Source organism: Adonisia turfae CCMR0081 (assembly GCF_011009555.1).
GTDB lineage: Bacteria > Cyanobacteriota > Cyanobacteriia > Phormidesmidales > Phormidesmidaceae > Leptothoe > Leptothoe turfae.
The window spans coordinates 2,535,686-2,552,134 of sequence record NZ_QXHD01000004.1 but is presented as its reverse complement, the minus strand read 5'-3'; the positions used below and the strand labels follow the sequence as shown (position 1 = coordinate 2,552,134).

Here is a 16,449-nt window from a genome sequence, read left to right as displayed (position 1 = left end):
CCATCAGCAGTTGCTACAATGCCCCCCAACGTCGCCTGATCAGCATAGAGGGGGTCTACTGGCCAAAATTGGTTCTGAGGCTGTAATTTAGCCTGCAAATCGGCAAAAGCTATTCCCGCTTCCCCCCGCATGGTAAAGTCATCTACCCAATGATCCACCAGGCGATTCAACTTAGCGGTACTAATGACCACATCGGCATTATTCAGCTTGTGGTGACAACCCCAATGCAGCTTGGTACGTTGGCCACAGGTCACTATACGCAGGCGCTGTTCGTAGCAGGTGCGCACAACCGCCGATAGCTGTTCAATGGACTCAGGAAAAACAATCCTGAGATCATTATGTGTCTCAAATCGATGATCGCCGAGATTGGACCAAGACATTACCTGGTCGGGACCAAGCAAGGATTCAAATTTATTGACTACGGGGCTCATGGTGATGCGCTGACTGCGCTTTCCATTTTATCGGTTACTGGTTGGAGCGTGGGGAGTCGGTCTAATCAATGCCTATTTTTACGGGGCCACTGCCAGAATTTTTGGGGGGGTCAGAGCGCACCTTACGGTAGTCGGCATAGAGCTGATCGCGCCAGGTCCAAAACCGCTCATAGTCCGGCTCGTCCGCCAGTCCTGGCACACCTTTGCCACAAAGTCCTTCGGGTAAATCAATGTAGCGCTGGTCTGGAAACTTGAGATACATGGAAATGCCAGCGACGGCAAAGTCCGCCAGGGTGGGCTGAATGCCTACCAGGTAGGGGTGTTCTGACAAGACGATGCAGATTGATGATAGCGCCTGTTTCAGACTCAAGGTGGCGGCTTTAATGTCATCAGGGCCAAAGCCTACACCTGTACCTAGCAGGTTAAGTAAGTCTCCGGGCACAGCGCTGACTAGACCTTTTAGGACATCGGGGGTGGACGCAGGCAGCAGCGCTGTCCTAAAGCTGGGATGTTGGTTAAAGGCTCCAATCATGGCCTTGCGGGCATTAGGGCCCATGGATTCATCGGCCCAGTCTTCTAGCATTAAACACAGACCGCGCATGGCTCCGTCAGCTGGTAAGACGGGCCGTTCGGGATAGGTTTCATCCAGGTAGGTTGCGATCGCAGTAGAATCTGCTATTACCGTTGCTCCATCCTTAATCACCGGTACCTGACGTTGTCCTGACAGCCGATACAGCTCCACCTGCCCCACCCCAGGCATCACTTCAACAGTTTTATAGGGCAGTTGCTTATAATCCAGAAGCAGCCGGACCTTTTCACAATAGTGAGACGCTTCAAACTGATGTAGCTCTATCATTTTGGGGAGAGTTTTGAATTGAACCTACTGGCCTCAAGTAAAAATGCTGACATAAAACAGTAACAGCAAAGCAGTGTAAGGCATTGAGTTGATAACGTTGTAACTCACAACTCAGCACCCAAAGCTCAAAACTCCCTTAAGAACACCCTGTGGGTTCAGCCACGTTCACCGTCAAATTTTCATACCCCAGGGGCTCAATTAGTTGCCGCATAGTCAGTTCAGCCCGTTCACTGGCCATGGTCAAGATCCCCTCATCACAGGCTCCTTGACGAATTTGCTTAAGGGCTTCCTGCTGCGCTAAGGCCTGGAGTTCCGGGGCACGATCCGGACCTAAGCTCAAGAAACCACGGTCGTACTCATATACTTTTGAGCGAGTGACATCTAACTTACTATCCAGAACTTTAGGCGCTGGCAGGGTCAAAATCAGGCTCGGTGGCAAGTCTTCAGAATCATTGATCACCTGTACATTTTCTTCGCTGATCGCCCCAAGATCGATGCCTGCACGGACTTCTCCGTGGGCAATGTATAACAAGTTAGTTTGACCAATCACATAGTTACCGACTGTCCGGTTGCTTTCCGTGGGCACCACTGCCTCCATGGAAAAGATAGCCGTCGTCAGTTCGCTAGCCCCCTGAATTTGCTCAACGATCAGGGTGCGCGTATCCACCGTATCCTCCGGTGGTTTCGGCGTGAACATTAGCTTCACACCATCCATAAACTGATCCCCAGTACGCCACAGGCCATAACCTGCCAACGAGGCCACCACTAAGCCGCCACCAAAGACCACCATCGATAGCATTGACAAAACCCGCCACACTCCTGGCTGCTGCTGCGGGTTGGGATTGGTTTGTTTATCCTTCTGCTTATCCGTTTTACGAACGCGACTGCGATTAGTAATGCGGGAGGGACGAGTAAACATGATACCGCCTAGAACGCTAGGGATGATTCTAACGTCAGTTGCGAAGAATGAACGTTCAATGCGACCAGTTGTATTAAATGTCCTAATTCACATGCATGTATGGTTCCATACAACCTAGGTAAACACGATAATGTGAATAGGACCGCCCTATTTTGCTGATTCCATGACCGCTTCTTCATCCGAGACCAATCAACAGCGTCTTAAACGCTTTCGCAACAATCTACTGAAGCTCCATAAGCTGCTTTTAGAGTCAGAGCGTGTACGCTACGAACAGGTCAATGGCCCCATTAAAAATAAAGGTGAATTCTTTCAACTGGTGATCAGTGACGATGCGTTTAGCTGGCTACGTCCCATTTCCCAGTTCATCGTCCAGATTGATGAATTTACCAGTGCCAAGGAACCGCCCGAAAACCCCGAAGAGACAGCGGCCATTTTTCTAGAGAAAGGGCGGTTGATGTTAAAACCCAATGAAAATTCATCTACGCCCTTAGCTGCCAAATATTTTGAAGCCATTCAGAGTGATCCTCAAATTGCTCTGATGAATGCAGAAATCACTAAAGTCTTTCGAGCCGAGAGGCCTGGTCTTTGATCCAGACTGATGATGTGATAATTCTCTCCCATGCCCTGTGATAGCTTTTGCGAAACATAAATCAAGCCTAATCACATTGAGCATGGATCACGGACCTTGTATTGAACTAGTTTGCTGATTGCTTGTTGGGGGATGTTGATTTCTTTTGCGATCGCACCCTCAATCTCCCCAGGCACAGTCAGATCAAACTGTAGTTTGCGATCGCCGAGATCATTAAAAATAACCCTGGCCTCAGAGGTGCCAGCTTCATTACAAATCTCCACCCGAATGACCCTGATCGCCTCTTTTGAAATGTCTTCTTCAGGCTGCACACCTGTAATCACATAGCGTGATGTGTCATAGGTACGCCCCAGAATTCTGAGCGTCATCAGCTGGCCGATGGTCCAAAAAGCACCCCCTAACACTAGCAGCGATAGCCACAGCCGTAATACTCTCCAATTCAATAGTTGAGACAGCTTTCGCAAGGTGATGATGTTTAACGCCTAATGCACCGATCATACCCAGCAATGAGCGACATCATATTTCTGTTATATTCTCTGCCCATACTAAGGAGCGGTAAACTTTATTGGTCCGTATTGGGTATCCCCCATGATTATCCTGCTGGTTGAAGATGACCCCGCCCAACTACGACCGCTGTGCATCGCCTTATCCGAATCAGGTCACTTAGTCGATGGTGTGGAAGATTCTCAAGAGGCTCAATGGTTGATCAACAATAGGGACTATGATCTGTTGATTTTAGACTGGATGCTGCCTGTGGTTAGCGGCGTGTCTTTATGCCAACAGTACAGAGCATTGGGTAAAGCATCTCCTGTGTTGATGCTGACAGCTAAGGATACAACGGCAGATAAGGTGGTGGGTTTGGATGCTGGAGCTGATGACTACTTGGTAAAGCCTGTAGACATTCCAGAACTGTTAGCCAGGGTGCGAGCGTTGGGTCGCCGCTCACCCCAATGGCATGGCGATCTACTGAGCCTGGGTGATCTGCGTCTCCATATTTCCACCCTAATCCTGGAGCGCCAGCAGACACGCATTCGTCTTTCCAGTCGCGAATTTCATTTGATGGAATACTTGATGCGACGTTCAGGCCAGGTGATCACCCGCGATAATATCGAACAAACGCTATGGACCTGGGGTACTGAACCAGAAAGTAATGCCGTAACAGCCCTGATCTGGCGACTGCGGCAGCGGTTGGACGAATTAGATGCCAAAAGCTGGCTGGAGACCGTTTACGGTATGGGCTATCGTCTTAAAATTCCTGAAAAAATTTCTTAAAGGGTTCCACACCTGTCGCAATGTTCAATCGCAGTCGTCTTAATCTGGCTTATTGGTTTGCCCTTTCCATGGGGAGTATTTTGATTGCGTTTACCGGTGTGGTTTACACCCTCGAAGCTGACGATAAGCTCCAGGACTTTGATGAGAAGTTGTACTTGACAGTTAAGGACATTGATAATCGCACCTACTACCGTCCCGATCAGGGAGACTGGCTGTTGGCCAAAGGCACCACATTGGTGGGAGAGAATTCCCTATCTCCCCAGAATGAATTACTTTACGTCCGTTGGTACAACCGCAACTGGAAATTAATTCAGTTTGTTGGCTCCACCCATGACCTGAAGCCGGTGATGGAGCCCAAAAAACGCTTTGAGACAATTTATATCAATGGTGTTGCTCCTTCGCAGCAGGCGATTCGTCAACTGACCGTCCCAATTAGATATAACAAACGTGTTGTCGGATATATCCAAGCAGCCACCCCACTAAATCCCCTACAGGCTGATTTAAACCGAACGCTTGTGATTTTGACCCTGGGTGTCCCTGTGACCCTTGGCATTATTGGCTTAACCGGATGGATTTTAGGCGGCATCGCGATGCAGCCTATTCGACAATCTTATGAGCGCCTGCAAAGATTCACAGCTGATGCCTCTCACGAATTACGTAATCCATTGGCGGCCATCCTCAGTAATGCTCAGGTTGCCCTTATCCCTAATCTTGAGTCAGGGTCTCAAGAGGAATGTGTAAAAGAGATCGAAACTGCGGCTAAGGCAATGGGGGGCCTCATTGAGGATCTTTTGTTTTTAGCCCGCCATGAGGGGCCAATTAATGGAGCTGCGCTGATTGAACAGATTAGTGTTGGAGACCTGCTCAAGCCTCTGGTGGACTATGGTCGTACCCAAGCTTTCCGACGAAATCGCACATTTGTTCACGACATCCCAAACCATACCGCTACGGTCAAAGTGAATGCACAGCTCCTGCGCCGAGCCCTGACCAATCTTTTAGACAATGCATTTAAGTACACCAAAGATGACGGTATGGTTCAGCTGCGTCTTCAAGTTCAGGCCAATCATGTGCTGATTCAGGTTGAAGATGATGGTGTTGGTATTCCAGAAGCAGATTTACTCCAAATTTTTGAGCGATTTTATCGGGTTGATGCAGCGCGATCGCGACATACAGGCGGATTTGGCCTCGGTCTATCAATTGCTCAACAGGTGGTGCGTGCCCACAATGGGCAGATTACGGCAACAAGCACTGTGGGCAAAGGCAGTAATTTTCAAGTTCAATTGCCACTCAATTAGCCCCCACAGGTCTGCGTCAGCAATACGGACATTGACTGCGAGCGTGCCCAAACCAGCGGCACGCTCACAAAAGCTATGACAATGCTTCAAGTAGTGACAGTATGCCTATGCCAAAACCAAATATTAGTGCCAGTTTTAGCAACCATGGGAAACCCATAACGAGGACTGTCCAGCCGATGGTCACATTCAAAAAAACAGCCAACAACAGACAGACGGCACAAAAGACATAGGTTAACAACAGAAACCCCTGAAGCAACTTGCCCAGCAAATAGTACCAATACGGGTGATGATGAATTTTTCGCATAAACACCTCTAACAGTCATTACAAACAGAGATCATTGAGAGATGTAGAACTCTCTCTACATCTCTCAATGATTAAGCAGCTGCGCGCGCGCTCGGGGTAGATAGTTGTCGGGTGAGATAACGTACCGAGTCTGGCTCTGATAATGGAAAATTGACAACAGGCAGAGGCAGAACTGGCTTGATCAACAAAACCAAACCATTACGATCAATGACCTGCACGGGAGTATCTACCGGTAAGGGATAACGTAACGCATCAGCACAACGCGCCAACCAAGATACTCCCTGCAGTTGCACTCGACCAACAGAACCAGGCTCAATTAACTCAATCACTCTGCCCTGGACTTTCAAAAAGCCTAAGGCTTCAGAAGGAGGTGTAGTGGTGTCAAGGCTAAAGACTTTTTTCCAAAATGGGCGGATAGACATATTAGTGTCCCCCTTAACTATGGCATACAGTTCCTATACATAAAAGCTGCAGCAACGCTAGCTTCTAAGACTTGTTAGAGTTAGTACCTTGGGAGTCTTTGATAATTTCAATTTCTCCGCTGGAACCAGAAAGTACTACGGTTGCAATTGTTTTTCTAGCAGGTTTATCGGATTTAGGCTGCGGCGATTGGTTAAACAGCAAAATCAGTACCCCGCTTAAGCTTAAACCAAGCAACATATCTAGTGGCATAATACAATCCCTCACTTAATGTCAGCACTTATATCGTTTGGTGCTTTGTAGTCTGATCTTGCCAAAGAGAAAGTCTAAGTTGAAACCTCTAAAGTCTTGAGAGTTGTCAGTTGTTTTAAAGCCTCTTAGTGTCCCTAATCATAAAAAGTCAGGTGGAAATGAATGACTTTCCATGACGTACTACAGAAGTCAGTACAAATGCTTTGGTAAAAAAATCATAATGTCATAGTAAAAAGTCATGTAGACGTTTAAAAAGTCATATGACTTACGTTAGACTCCTGGATATACAAGGGTTGTGTGTGTCTACTTTACAGTCAAGGAGTCTACTTTGGAGCTAAAGGATGTCTTAGCCTATGTCGATCGCTGTGTTTTTGAATATGCTGATCGACATCTAAATAAGATTGAGAAAGATATTATCCGCTGGACTTATGAAGGCCTTTCATACGATGAAATGGCAATTCAGATGCAATATGGCTCAAGTACCCTACGTGCTGTATACGGATATCAACTATGGCGGCTTCTGAGACGGGTGTGGCCCAATGAAAATATTAATAAATCGAGATTTAGAGGGATTATAGAGCGTCTTTATCGAGAAGATCTAGACTTAAGTAGAGATAGTAATCAACAAAGCTCTGTCTCAAACACTTCTAATCTGGACCTTAAGATAATTCCTGAAAACAATTCTAATGGTGTTTATAGAAATGAATTAATACCTCGCTTGGTTGATACCCTCAAGTCAGGGTGTCGGGTACTTCTTTTGACTGGAGCTAAGGGTATTGGAAAAAGTTACCTGATTGAATCTTTGGGCTCAGAACTAAGGAATCATTTTGCGCAGGTCGTTTATCATTCAACCCACGAAGCTGCTACCTGGCGAACGTGTTACCAAGAATTATCTGCTCTTGGTTTATTGGATTTAACCAACGAATCTGCAAATAAGACGGCTGTATCAGAGCATCAAATGCGTCAGCAGCTACTCCAAGTACTCCACCAGGCCCCATATCTAATAATTATTGATCAGACTGAGCGCTTTATAGAAGATCTCAAACAGGAGATCTTCTATAAAGAAATAACAACGGCTATCAATCACCAAAGTGCCATACTATGGGTTAGCGCTATTCGCCCTGCTGAGATCAATAGGCGCGTTACTATAGAGACCTTGAAAGGCTTCTCATTTGACGAAGCAAGTACTTTTATAAATGAAGAATATCCACATCTCAGCAACTCACTATCTCAAAATGAGATTCACTGGAGGCAGCTTGTCAAGCTATGTGGAGGAAGTCCTGAGCTTTTACATAAGAGTATTGAGGCCTTGCAATCATTTTATTCTATTAACCAGATTGAGCAGTTTACGACTGTTCTCTCATCGTTTCCACCTTCTCTATTTAAATACTTTGAGAGTTTGACAGATGAGTTATCAGAAATAGAACAAAAATTACTCTATCTATTTGCCTTTAATCCCCTATCCTGGAATGATGTACAAAAATGGCCAATAATAAATAAATTTTCGCAAGATCAGTTGATGCAGGCGTGGAGTATGCTACATCGTCGGCATCTTTTAGAGTACTTTTCAGAAACCGATGGTATCTATCAGATTACTCCACCATACTTGGGCCTTTATTTACTCCAAAAGTTAAGAGAGATATTTCTGCAAGAGTTAAATGTAGAAAACCTAAAGCTTTTCCACACTTACCCGTTGTCTCTACCAACTGCCTCTGTAGAGCAGCAGAAAATCCTTAAAAACTATCTTTTGGTGCCTATGGTCAATACGCTTAGGCATCGGTTGTCGCCAGAAGATTTACATGCTAAATTTGGTCGCCTGATCAGTCAGCTTACTACATTGCCTGCATCCTCTTGTAGCTATGCAGCCGGTAGCCTATTTAATTTAGCTGTCCACATGAGACTATCGCTCGTCGATGTGAGTTGGGCTAACCTAACCCTATGGCATGCTGATCTCAGAGCACCTGGATTACAGGGCCTAGATTTTAAAGGATGCCAATTTCGAGAGGCCGTCTTAATGACGGGAGTATACGAATCTTTTGAGATCGCACTACATCCTAATAGAGCAGCGATGGTCATTGGCGATTCGCAGGGATTTTTGCAGGTTTATCAATGGGTTAACAATCGATTTATTTTGGCCTGGTGTGATGATCTGGGTATCCCCATTCAGCAAATAGTGATTACAGATAGCAATACGCTAATTGTGGTCTTAATCGACCAGAGCATTCTAATTTGGGACACACTTACCCGTAAAGAACAGTCTTATAGTGATGTATCTGGCGTTGCCGCTATTTGCAGTATTGACCTGAAAGCTCATTTACTTGCAATTGGCTTGGGTAATCGAGAAATTCAGCTTTGGAATTTAATATTGGGTGAAAAAATAAGCGAACCGCTGTGTGATGCCAATGATATTGTGAGACATTTGGCATTTAGTCCAGATGGCAGAATTTTAGCAGGCTATGACAACAACAATTCAATACTGGTTTGGCACTACAATGCATCACATAATACCTACATCATGGCTGAGGCTCCACTGCCCTTAAACCCCTACGGAGATTTCTTAGCGTTTCAATGGATGGGGGATCAGCTGAGTGTGATTGAAGCGATGTCAAATGATGATTCCCATAAACGCCTATCTAAGGTCGTAGTTCGCTCCTTTACAGTCACTGATCAGACTATGGCAGAAGATTCAGTCGATTTCAAAGTCCAAGAATTAGAGATTAATGCCAGCCAGCCTTACCAGGCTACCTTTAGTAAAAATGGAAGATATCTAGCAGTGTGTGACATAGATCACACGGTTTGGGTTTGGAATGATATTATGTCCCTAATAGAGCTGATTACTTTACCGGAATTGCCCGATACCCTGTTTATCAGTGATGATGGACAACAGCTTCTATGCCAAAATCCTTCTAACATAAGTATTTGGAGCCTTAAGACCCAAGAGATTTTACAGATTTGGGAAACTGTCAGTGATCTAGATCAATACCAGGACTGTAAATTTTACACAAAACAAGGGTTCTCAGACGACGAACTGTATACAGTGCAAAGGCTTGGAGGTGTAGTCGTTGAGTGAATATTACTTGGGATGTTACAAACCCTGAACAATCCTTCGAGAATTACTGAGAAGCACTAGAATTTTCGTATAAATTGCGCTAATACATACTTAAGCTCACTAGGACAGGTCTAACGGAGACCTGACGTTCAATGTATTCCAACAACGGTGAATTTTTTGCTAGCCGACCGGCCACCAGGGCGGAGCGTGAGGTTTACGGCTATGTTCGTCAGCTTTCAAGAATAGAAGATGCCCAGCAGGCAATTGATGCATTTTACGGCCTTCTTTTCAAAGCAAGTGTTACTCTCCCAGATCTGGATTCTAACTCAGTGCGCCATGCACTGTTGCATATATTGGAATCTCCCGAGGCTAATAAAATTCTGCCCTATGTGATTAATCGGTGCTTCTATACAATTGGCAATATATGGCGCATGGATACTAGTCGTCATTCTGCTCTGAGAACATTGATCCTCAGGGCCAGTGCCGTCCCTGAGAAACGTCCAAGAGACAGGCGTGTTAGGCAACTGGTAAACGCTATGGATGCCTATGTAAAAAATGGCAGTCTGTATGTTCCTCTACAGCGTCAGATGCATTTGCTATGCGATCTTCCCCAGGAAGAAGACTGCACATCTTTTGCCAGTTGTTTCAAGGATTACTTCTTTATTTATGAGTCAGCAGCCGTTACCCGCGATATTCCGCTACATCATCGTAAAAGTATTCAGCTACAGCGCAAGCACCAAGCCCAGCATTTCAACAAACGTCTCAATAACTATTGGCACGATTATCAACAAGGGCTAAATCCAGTTAATCCCACAAGATTGTCCGATGATGACCTCAGAAATGCAATTTGGGCATTTCTCCCCGGGCGAGACGGTAGCTACTTAAAGCAGGCTTGTCAGTTTGATGAGTTTTATCGTTCTCGTCAGAAGCGCGAGGACTTTCTGACGCATTTCCATGGGTATGTGATGGAGCCCTTTGTGGAGGCTAACTCACGGTTTAAAAATAATCGGTTTAGCAGTTCAGTTAGGACTACATTAGTTGAGAGTTTGGGGACAGACACAGCACCCATCACCGATGCATCGATTACATACATGTGCAGTCGGCTGTTAAAAATACTGGTGTGTAATACATTGGAGCATCCTGACATTGGTCAGTTTAAGCATCTGATCAAGACCGTAGGCCATCAGGCACTAACGGCAGTTCTGTTAAAGATCGTCCTGTTTAAGCGTACGGTGCGTTCTTGGTTCGAAGACCGCTTTGGCATTTTGTTCCACAAGTGGGAATCATCTTCACTGGATTCCATTGGTTGGTTGGTACAGTCCTTTGAATACATGAATGTAGCGCTTGCCTTAAATGCCCCCTGGGTTAATTACGTACCTAAGGCTAGACACACTGTCGCTTAACGCCTTCTAGATAAGGACGAAACGTCAGAAAACATACCAAAGTACCCTTGGGTCAAGGCTGCCAGGACACTGTAACCCAGATAGAGCAATAGATATCGAGCCCGATCCAGCTGTTCTGGAACTAAAGTCCATGTGCTGAAGAAGGCTGTCAGCTCCATGGATGACAATGGCGTGAGTTCGTAGAGAAAGCCTAAAACGTTGGGGGTGATGGGCCCGTAGGTTACATAGGGCGTAATCTGAACCGGATTTTCGTCACGAATAGGGACCACGCTGCCCCCAGAAAATCATTTGTCCATAGGGTATTAGGGTAAGCGTTGTCTAATCGGCAATATTTCTTAACCCCAAGCATCATCTGAAGTTCATATATAGCTCTTTTGATGAAAATCCTGTGAAATGTCCAAGGATACGTATCAGTCACAACATTTACTGGCAGGGGTACTTCGCTAACTTTTTTGGCGTGAGCAATCGCTCAGATTAATGTTTAACAATCTTCTCAACCCCCACTGAAGGTTTCTATTGTGTCTATCAAGATTGAAAAAACAGCTTTTTCCTGGATATTATTGGGCATCGCTGCTCAGCCATTTTTATCATCGTCTGTTCAGGCGGCATCCTTTGGCTTTGGCGAGACTGCCGTTGAGACCATCAACTATCTGGCTGAAAATTTAAAAGGACGGAGTGTAGGTACCCAAAAGGAAGCCGAAACGGTTGACTATCTTGTGCAGCAGCTCAAGGGATTTGGGTATAAGCCTACCTTGCAGCCATTTACCTATGAATGGCAAGGTGAGACGCTAACTTCTTATAATATTTTGGCTGAGCGCACTGGCACCTCGGGTCAGCAAATTCTGTTAGGGGCTCACTACGACAATGCTCCCAGCAGCGCTACGCTAGATCGTACCAATCTGGAAGGCGTTAACGACAATGCTTCAGGGGTTGGTGTTTTGCTAGAACTGGCGCAACGTCTGGAACCAGAAACTAACAACACAATCAAATTAATTTTCTTTGGAGCTGAAGAAATTGGGTTAGTTGGCTCAAGTTTTTATGCTGACAGCCTGAGTAAGCAAGAGATTGACGATACGTTACTGATGGCCAACCTCGATAGTTTGATAGTAGGCGACAAGATGTACTTTAATGCGGGGCGGGGGGCTACAGAAAAACCTTCGTGGTTCAAGTATCGAGATCTTGCCCTTGAAATTGCTGCCGAAAATGACATTGCGGCAGAAAGTAATCCAGGGTTCAATGCCTTCTATCCAAAGGGGACCGGCTGCTGTAGTGATTTAGAATCGTTTGATTTTTTGATGCCCGTATTGGCAGCTGAGGCGACGAACTGGGACATTGGCGATCAAGATGGCTTTACTCAGACTTCTGATCCTAGGGTACCTAATGGGCGCACTTGGCATGACCCGGCCACTGATAATCGAAAGTTTATCAATACAATTTTCCCTGGTTTGATTGAGGAGCGCACGCGAAATTACACACTAATCTTTGATGAATTTATTGATCGGGTAGATGCTGAATCGGTACCAGAGCCGATGAGTCTGTTGGGGTTTGCGACTCTGGGGGTCGGTGGTTTTTTGCTCAAGCGACGCAAAGAAACGGGGAGTTAAAAAAGGTGCGTTAGCAACAGTCTCCTAAAACTCACTTAGAAGACTGTTGTTATCCGTGATTTGTTTAAACATATTGTACGTTCCTGGTTTGAAGTCAGATATTCTTTGAATGTGTTCGAAAGTAGATATGGTCATTGAACTAACATAGATCGAGAAGAAAAGGCTTCTCTCAGAACATAACCTGCACCTCGTATAGTGTGAATTAAGCGACTTTCACGATTGGCTTCTAGCTTTAATCGCAGGTAGCGAATGTAAACGTGCAAGATATTGGTTTCCCCACCAAAGTCATAGCCCCAGACTTCTTGGATGATGCGATCGCACGACAATACCTGTCGTGGGTGTGAAATCAGATAGACCAACAAGCTAAATTCCTTGGGTGTTAGTTTGATCAAACGGTCTCCACGATAGACTTCCCAGGTTCTCAAATCAATTTTTAAGTCCTGGAAGTTAAGAATATCTCGTCTGCCATGACCGTAACGTCTGAGGTGTAGCCGAATGCGAGCAACCAGTTCTTCAATGCTGGCAGGCCATCGCATGTAGTCATCTGCACCGGAGTCAAATGCGATCGCACAATGATTAACACTACCCTCATCCAGCAAAATAATCGGCAGTGCTTGCTGAGTTGATCGTAAGCGCCGACAAATTTCTAATCCTGATGGCCGTGACAACGCAAGATCTAAAATTGCTAAATCAGGTTGCTGCTCACGCAGTGACATCAAGGCAGAGATACCATCGTCCACTATCTTCAATTGATAGCCTTCGTAGCGTAATTCGGTTGTTATTAACGTTGTTAAAGACGAATGGTTAGAGGCTACTAAAATCTGAATTGCCATGGATTTAGGATAGTTTACGTCAATCATTGGCATAATCTCACTCCCCTTCAGAGCGATTAACATGGCCTGCCATACCTGCCAGCACGGGTTCTGATCCCAAGTCGGCATGGTCAACACTGAGATCAGCCTTGAGTTGTCGAGATTTTCGGTAAGTCATATCACTCAACAGACGCATAATGGCTGGAACCACCGTTGGCGTTAGGAATGTTGAAAGAGCCAGACCACCAGTTAATGCAATCCCTAGCCCCTGGTAAAGCTCTGCTCCTTTACCGGGAAAAACAGCCAGCGGCAACATGCCTAGCACACTCGTGCCAGCCGACATAAAGATAGGTCGCAATCGGTCGCGTACTGCGTGGTAAAGCGCCTCATCCAACCCACAACATTCCATGTCTTGGAGTTGCAGAGCACGATCCACCAGGAGAATCGCATTGTTGACAACAACCCCTGTGAGAATCACAAATCCTAATCCAGTAATCATATCGAGGGGCACAACAACACCCGGAATCAGATTAGCGACCACCAAACTTAAGACAGCCCCCGTCATCCCCATGGGAACCGTCACCATAATCACCATGGGATAAATCAACGACCGATACAGCGCCACCAATAACAAATAGGTGATCACCAAAGAGAGTAGAAACGCCTTTCCTAGCTGCAACAGAGTTTCTGTCAACACATCGGCAGACCCGGCTAGTTCCGCTCGATAGCCTGCGGGCCAAGACGCTCGCAATGGTTCCAGAATTTCCTGCTCAGTTTGCTCCAACAGAGCACCCAGGGGAGCTTCCCGTGCCACGCTGACCGTCAGCGTCACAGACCGCTCCAGATCTACATGGTTGATGACATCAGGCCCTGTAGTTTCCACCACATCGGCCACATCATCCAGCTGTAGTTGAAAGCCGCTGTCACTAAAAATCGCTAGCTGCCGCAGTTGTTCCGGTGATTCCACAAATGCATCCTGCAGCTCCACGGTCACATCAAGCTCGCGACGTCCATCCGAAAATTCGGAGGCGCGTACACCACCAAGGGCTGCCTCGACCAGCGTTCCCAGCTCTAGTTCAGACAATCCTGCTTCAGCCAGCCGTTCTCGATTGGGGATTACCTGTAGTTCTGGTGCACCAGTGACAAAGTCTGAGCGGACGTTTTGGATACCAGGGAGCGATCGCAACTGATTACTAACATCTTGTTGGAGTTGATTCAGCTGATCTAGATCTGCCCCAACAATCTGGACTTCAAACTCTTTACCCGGATCACGAAATATGGGCACCCGCCGTGGCACCAGAAACCGATAGCCAGGATAGTTGACACTGGCCGCTCGCATTCGATTCACCATGCTGTCTAAGTTTCTACCCGTAGCCTCATCTGGCTCAAGGAAAGCTGCGATCGCTTGTAATCCTGGGCGATGCACATAAAGGGTGCGAAACACCCCCGGTTGTTCACTGGCAAACTGACGGGGTTCTTCGGAAAGGGCAACCGCCTCTGGAATACTTGTTCCAGGGAAAGGGGCAGCCAGCCAAAGCACCAAGTTACGGTTGCCTTCCGGCAAATAATCCGCTGCCGGTAACAAACGGGTTGTCACCACAAGCAAGCCCATCGGAATAGCCAAGACCACCAGACGTCGACCCTGACGACCTGCCCCCAATGACCAACCAACGGTTGCTAGCAAACCTCGTTCCAGTCGACCTTGCCATCGCCGAAACACACCAGATGTTCTCGCCACCATCCGTTCAAACCAGTTTCCCTGTCGATACACCGGGTCCAGCAGCATTTGCTGAGCTTCAGCCTGGTTGAGAAACAGACCCGACAGCATGGGCACTAGCGTCAAAGCAGCAAAGAGTGAAAACAGAACAGACGCCGATAACGCCATGCCGATGTCAAAGAAAAGCTGTCCGGCTTCTCCTGTGACCAACACAATGGGAGCAAATACCGCAATTGTTGTTAGCGTTGAGGCCAGCATAGCCCCAGCAACCTCTTGAGTGCCGTCAATCGCCGCCTGCACAGGTGACTTTTGCTGCTGCATGTGAGTGAATACGCTCTCAAGCACCACAATGGCATTGTCCACCACCATCCCCACAGCAAAGGCTAATCCGGCCAGACTGATCACGTTGAGCGAGCGCCCCAGGGCCGCAAACACCATAAACACCGCAATTAAGGTGGTGGGAATGGTAATCGCAATTACCGCCACTGTACGCAGCGACCCTAGAAACAGCAGCAACACCAGGGATGCCAGCATAGCCCCGATAACCAAGTTGCCTCGAACAAAGGAGATAGAATCGTTAATGTAGTCATTTTCGTCATAGGGGATATCAAATACGATGCCCTCACCTTCACGATCAAAGCGCTCTTCGAGTTCAACTAGAGCTGTGCGAATCCCTTGAGAGATTTCGGGAACATTTCCGCCCACCTGACGAATGATGCCCACGGCAACCGTAGGCTCTCCATCTCGAATCAACGCCCGGTCGCGAATCCTACGTCCAAATTGTGCTCGGGCCACATCTCCCAAATAGACCGTTCCAGAAGGATCTCGCCGCAGGACAAACGTTTCCAACTGTGCAACATCATTGGAACGACTGACCGTGCGCACACGATATTCTCGCCGCCCCACCACCAAGGGACCACTGCGAATATCTCGATTATTCTCCCGCAGTGTTGCCACCACATCTTCAATGGTGAGATTACGATCGGCCAGGGCACGCGGATCAACAACAACCTCAACCTCACGCTCTCGTCCGCCCGAAATCTGAAATTGCCCCACCCCTTCTACCTGGCGAAACCGGGGGATCACGACGTCATCAACTAAATCGCGGTAGTGATAATCATCCGACGTAAAACCCTCCTTAGGCGTCAGGATCACCCACATCATCGGACTGCTGCTACTGCTCACCACTTCAACATCCGATTCATCCGCCTCAGGGGGCAGGGAACCAACCTGCTGGAGCTTACTCAACACATCCACAAATCGCCCGTCAACATCCACATCCCACTCAAATTCAAGACTGATGATGCTCAAACCCAGGCGGTTAATGCTAGTGATTTCTTGAATCCCCTCGACTTCCTCCATACGTTCTTCGATGGGACGTGTGACCAGTTCTTCCACTTCAGTAGGGCTGGCCCCTGGATAGGGTGTGGTAATGGTAATCTCGGGGCGATCTCCGCCCGGTTGTAGTTCTAACGGTAATCTGAATAATGCCAAGGTGCCAAATAGGGCAATTAGGCAAAAGAGAA

Annotated in this window: 15 protein-coding genes; 6 read left to right on the top strand and 9 right to left on the bottom strand. The window is 47.0% G+C overall.

Annotation, left to right across the window (positions count from 1 at the left end):
• The 3 genes from DXZ20_RS15310 to DXZ20_RS15300 all read right to left on the bottom strand — a co-directional run.
• Positions 1-431: FAD-binding oxidoreductase (locus DXZ20_RS15310; RefSeq protein WP_250565770.1), on the bottom strand; the 431-nt coding region annotated here is incomplete at its 3' end.
• Between the two features lie 61 nt (positions 432-492).
• Entirely contained in the window at positions 493-1,287 is a 795-nt protein-coding gene (locus DXZ20_RS15305) for a glutathione S-transferase family protein (RefSeq protein ID WP_163660369.1), read from the bottom strand.
• 136 nt (positions 1,288-1,423) lie between these two features.
• Positions 1,424-2,206 carry a DUF4230 domain-containing protein gene (locus DXZ20_RS15300; protein WP_163699048.1) on the bottom strand — a complete coding sequence of 261 codons (783 nt, stop codon included), beginning with the start codon at positions 2,204-2,206 and terminating at the stop codon, positions 1,424-1,426.
• 163 nt (positions 2,207-2,369) lie between these two features.
• Here DXZ20_RS15300 and DXZ20_RS15295 point away from each other — a divergent pair, with 163 nt between their 5' ends.
• The gene (locus DXZ20_RS15295) at positions 2,370-2,795 is read left to right on the top strand and encodes a hypothetical protein (RefSeq protein WP_163660373.1); all 426 of its coding nucleotides are present in this window, start codon (positions 2,370-2,372) and stop codon (positions 2,793-2,795) included.
• Between the two features lie 71 nt (positions 2,796-2,866).
• Here the strand turns inward: DXZ20_RS15295 and DXZ20_RS15290 are convergent, their stop codons facing one another.
• Complete coding sequence (locus DXZ20_RS15290) at positions 2,867-3,259, bottom strand: hypothetical protein (protein ID WP_250565769.1); 393 nt, start codon at positions 3,257-3,259, stop codon at positions 2,867-2,869.
• A 124-nt stretch (positions 3,260-3,383) separates the two neighbouring features.
• Between DXZ20_RS15290 and DXZ20_RS15285 the strand changes: the two genes are divergently transcribed.
• Entirely contained in the window at positions 3,384-4,067 is a 684-nt protein-coding gene (locus DXZ20_RS15285) for a response regulator transcription factor (protein WP_163660375.1), read from the top strand.
• Positions 4,068-4,087: 20 nt separating this feature from the next.
• Positions 4,088-5,362, top strand: a complete 1,275-nt coding sequence (locus DXZ20_RS15280; protein ID WP_163699046.1) for a sensor histidine kinase — start codon at positions 4,088-4,090, stop codon at positions 5,360-5,362.
• A gap of 375 nt (positions 5,363-5,737) precedes the next feature.
• On the opposite strand, the gene DXZ20_RS15275 is transcribed toward DXZ20_RS15280, so the two are convergent.
• Positions 5,738-6,088 carry an NfeD family protein gene (locus tag DXZ20_RS15275; RefSeq protein ID WP_163660381.1) on the bottom strand — a complete coding sequence of 117 codons (351 nt, stop codon included), beginning with the start codon at positions 6,086-6,088 and terminating at the stop codon, positions 5,738-5,740.
• Positions 6,089-6,152: 64 nt separating this feature from the next.
• Positions 6,153-6,338: a hypothetical protein gene (locus DXZ20_RS15270; RefSeq protein ID WP_163660383.1), complete on the bottom strand. Its 186-nt coding sequence runs from the start codon at positions 6,336-6,338 to the stop codon at positions 6,153-6,155.
• A gap of 328 nt (positions 6,339-6,666) precedes the next feature.
• Here DXZ20_RS15270 and DXZ20_RS15265 point away from each other — a divergent pair, with 328 nt between their 5' ends.
• Entirely contained in the window at positions 6,667-9,408 is a 2,742-nt protein-coding gene (locus DXZ20_RS15265) for a helix-turn-helix domain-containing protein (RefSeq protein WP_163699044.1), read from the top strand.
• Between the two features lie 131 nt (positions 9,409-9,539).
• The gene (locus tag DXZ20_RS15260) at positions 9,540-10,790 is read left to right on the top strand and encodes a hypothetical protein (RefSeq protein WP_163699042.1); all 1,251 of its coding nucleotides are present in this window, start codon (positions 9,540-9,542) and stop codon (positions 10,788-10,790) included.
• On the opposite strand, the gene DXZ20_RS15255 is transcribed toward DXZ20_RS15260, so the two are convergent.
• Positions 10,787-11,059: a hypothetical protein gene (locus DXZ20_RS15255; protein WP_250565768.1), complete on the bottom strand. Its 273-nt coding sequence runs from the start codon at positions 11,057-11,059 to the stop codon at positions 10,787-10,789. The two genes, DXZ20_RS15260 and DXZ20_RS15255, sit on opposite strands and share 4 nt — an antisense overlap.
• A 249-nt stretch (positions 11,060-11,308) precedes the next feature.
• On the opposite strand from DXZ20_RS15255, the gene DXZ20_RS15250 reads away from it, so the two are divergent.
• The gene (locus tag DXZ20_RS15250) at positions 11,309-12,394 is read left to right on the top strand and encodes a M28 family peptidase (RefSeq protein ID WP_163699040.1); all 1,086 of its coding nucleotides are present in this window, start codon (positions 11,309-11,311) and stop codon (positions 12,392-12,394) included.
• 131 nt (positions 12,395-12,525) lie between these two features.
• Here DXZ20_RS15250 and DXZ20_RS15245 read toward each other — a convergent pair whose 3' ends face one another.
• Both DXZ20_RS15245 and DXZ20_RS37475 read right to left on the bottom strand, forming a co-directional pair.
• Positions 12,526-13,227, bottom strand: coding sequence for a response regulator transcription factor (locus tag DXZ20_RS15245; protein WP_163661692.1), 702 nt, complete (start codon positions 13,225-13,227; stop codon positions 12,526-12,528).
• A 37-nt stretch (positions 13,228-13,264) separates the two neighbouring features.
• Positions 13,265-16,449 (bottom strand): efflux RND transporter permease subunit (locus tag DXZ20_RS37475; protein WP_250565767.1); only part of this gene is annotated, 3,185 nt, incomplete at its 5' end.

Bases quoted from the DNA above. Each gene is read 5' to 3' on its own strand.
- DXZ20_RS15305 (WP_163660369.1), bottom strand. From the start codon at position 1,287: ATGATAGAGCTACATCAGTTTGAAGCGTCTCACTATTGTGAAAAGGTC.
- DXZ20_RS15300 (WP_163699048.1), bottom strand. From the start codon at position 2,206: ATGTTTACTCGTCCCTCCCGCATTACTAATCGCAGTCGCGTTCGTAAA.
- DXZ20_RS15295 (WP_163660373.1), top strand. From the start codon at position 2,370: ATGACCGCTTCTTCATCCGAGACCAATCAACAGCGTCTTAAACGCTTT.
- DXZ20_RS15285 (WP_163660375.1), top strand. From the start codon at position 3,384: ATGATTATCCTGCTGGTTGAAGATGACCCCGCCCAACTACGACCGCTG.
- DXZ20_RS15280 (WP_163699046.1), top strand. From the start codon at position 4,088: ATGTTCAATCGCAGTCGTCTTAATCTGGCTTATTGGTTTGCCCTTTCC.
- DXZ20_RS15275 (WP_163660381.1), bottom strand. From the start codon at position 6,088: ATGTCTATCCGCCCATTTTGGAAAAAAGTCTTTAGCCTTGACACCACT.
- DXZ20_RS15270 (WP_163660383.1), bottom strand. From the start codon at position 6,338: ATGCCACTAGATATGTTGCTTGGTTTAAGCTTAAGCGGGGTACTGATT.
- DXZ20_RS15260 (WP_163699042.1), top strand. From the start codon at position 9,540: ATGTATTCCAACAACGGTGAATTTTTTGCTAGCCGACCGGCCACCAGG.
- DXZ20_RS15245 (WP_163661692.1), bottom strand. From the start codon at position 13,227: ATGGCAATTCAGATTTTAGTAGCCTCTAACCATTCGTCTTTAACAACG.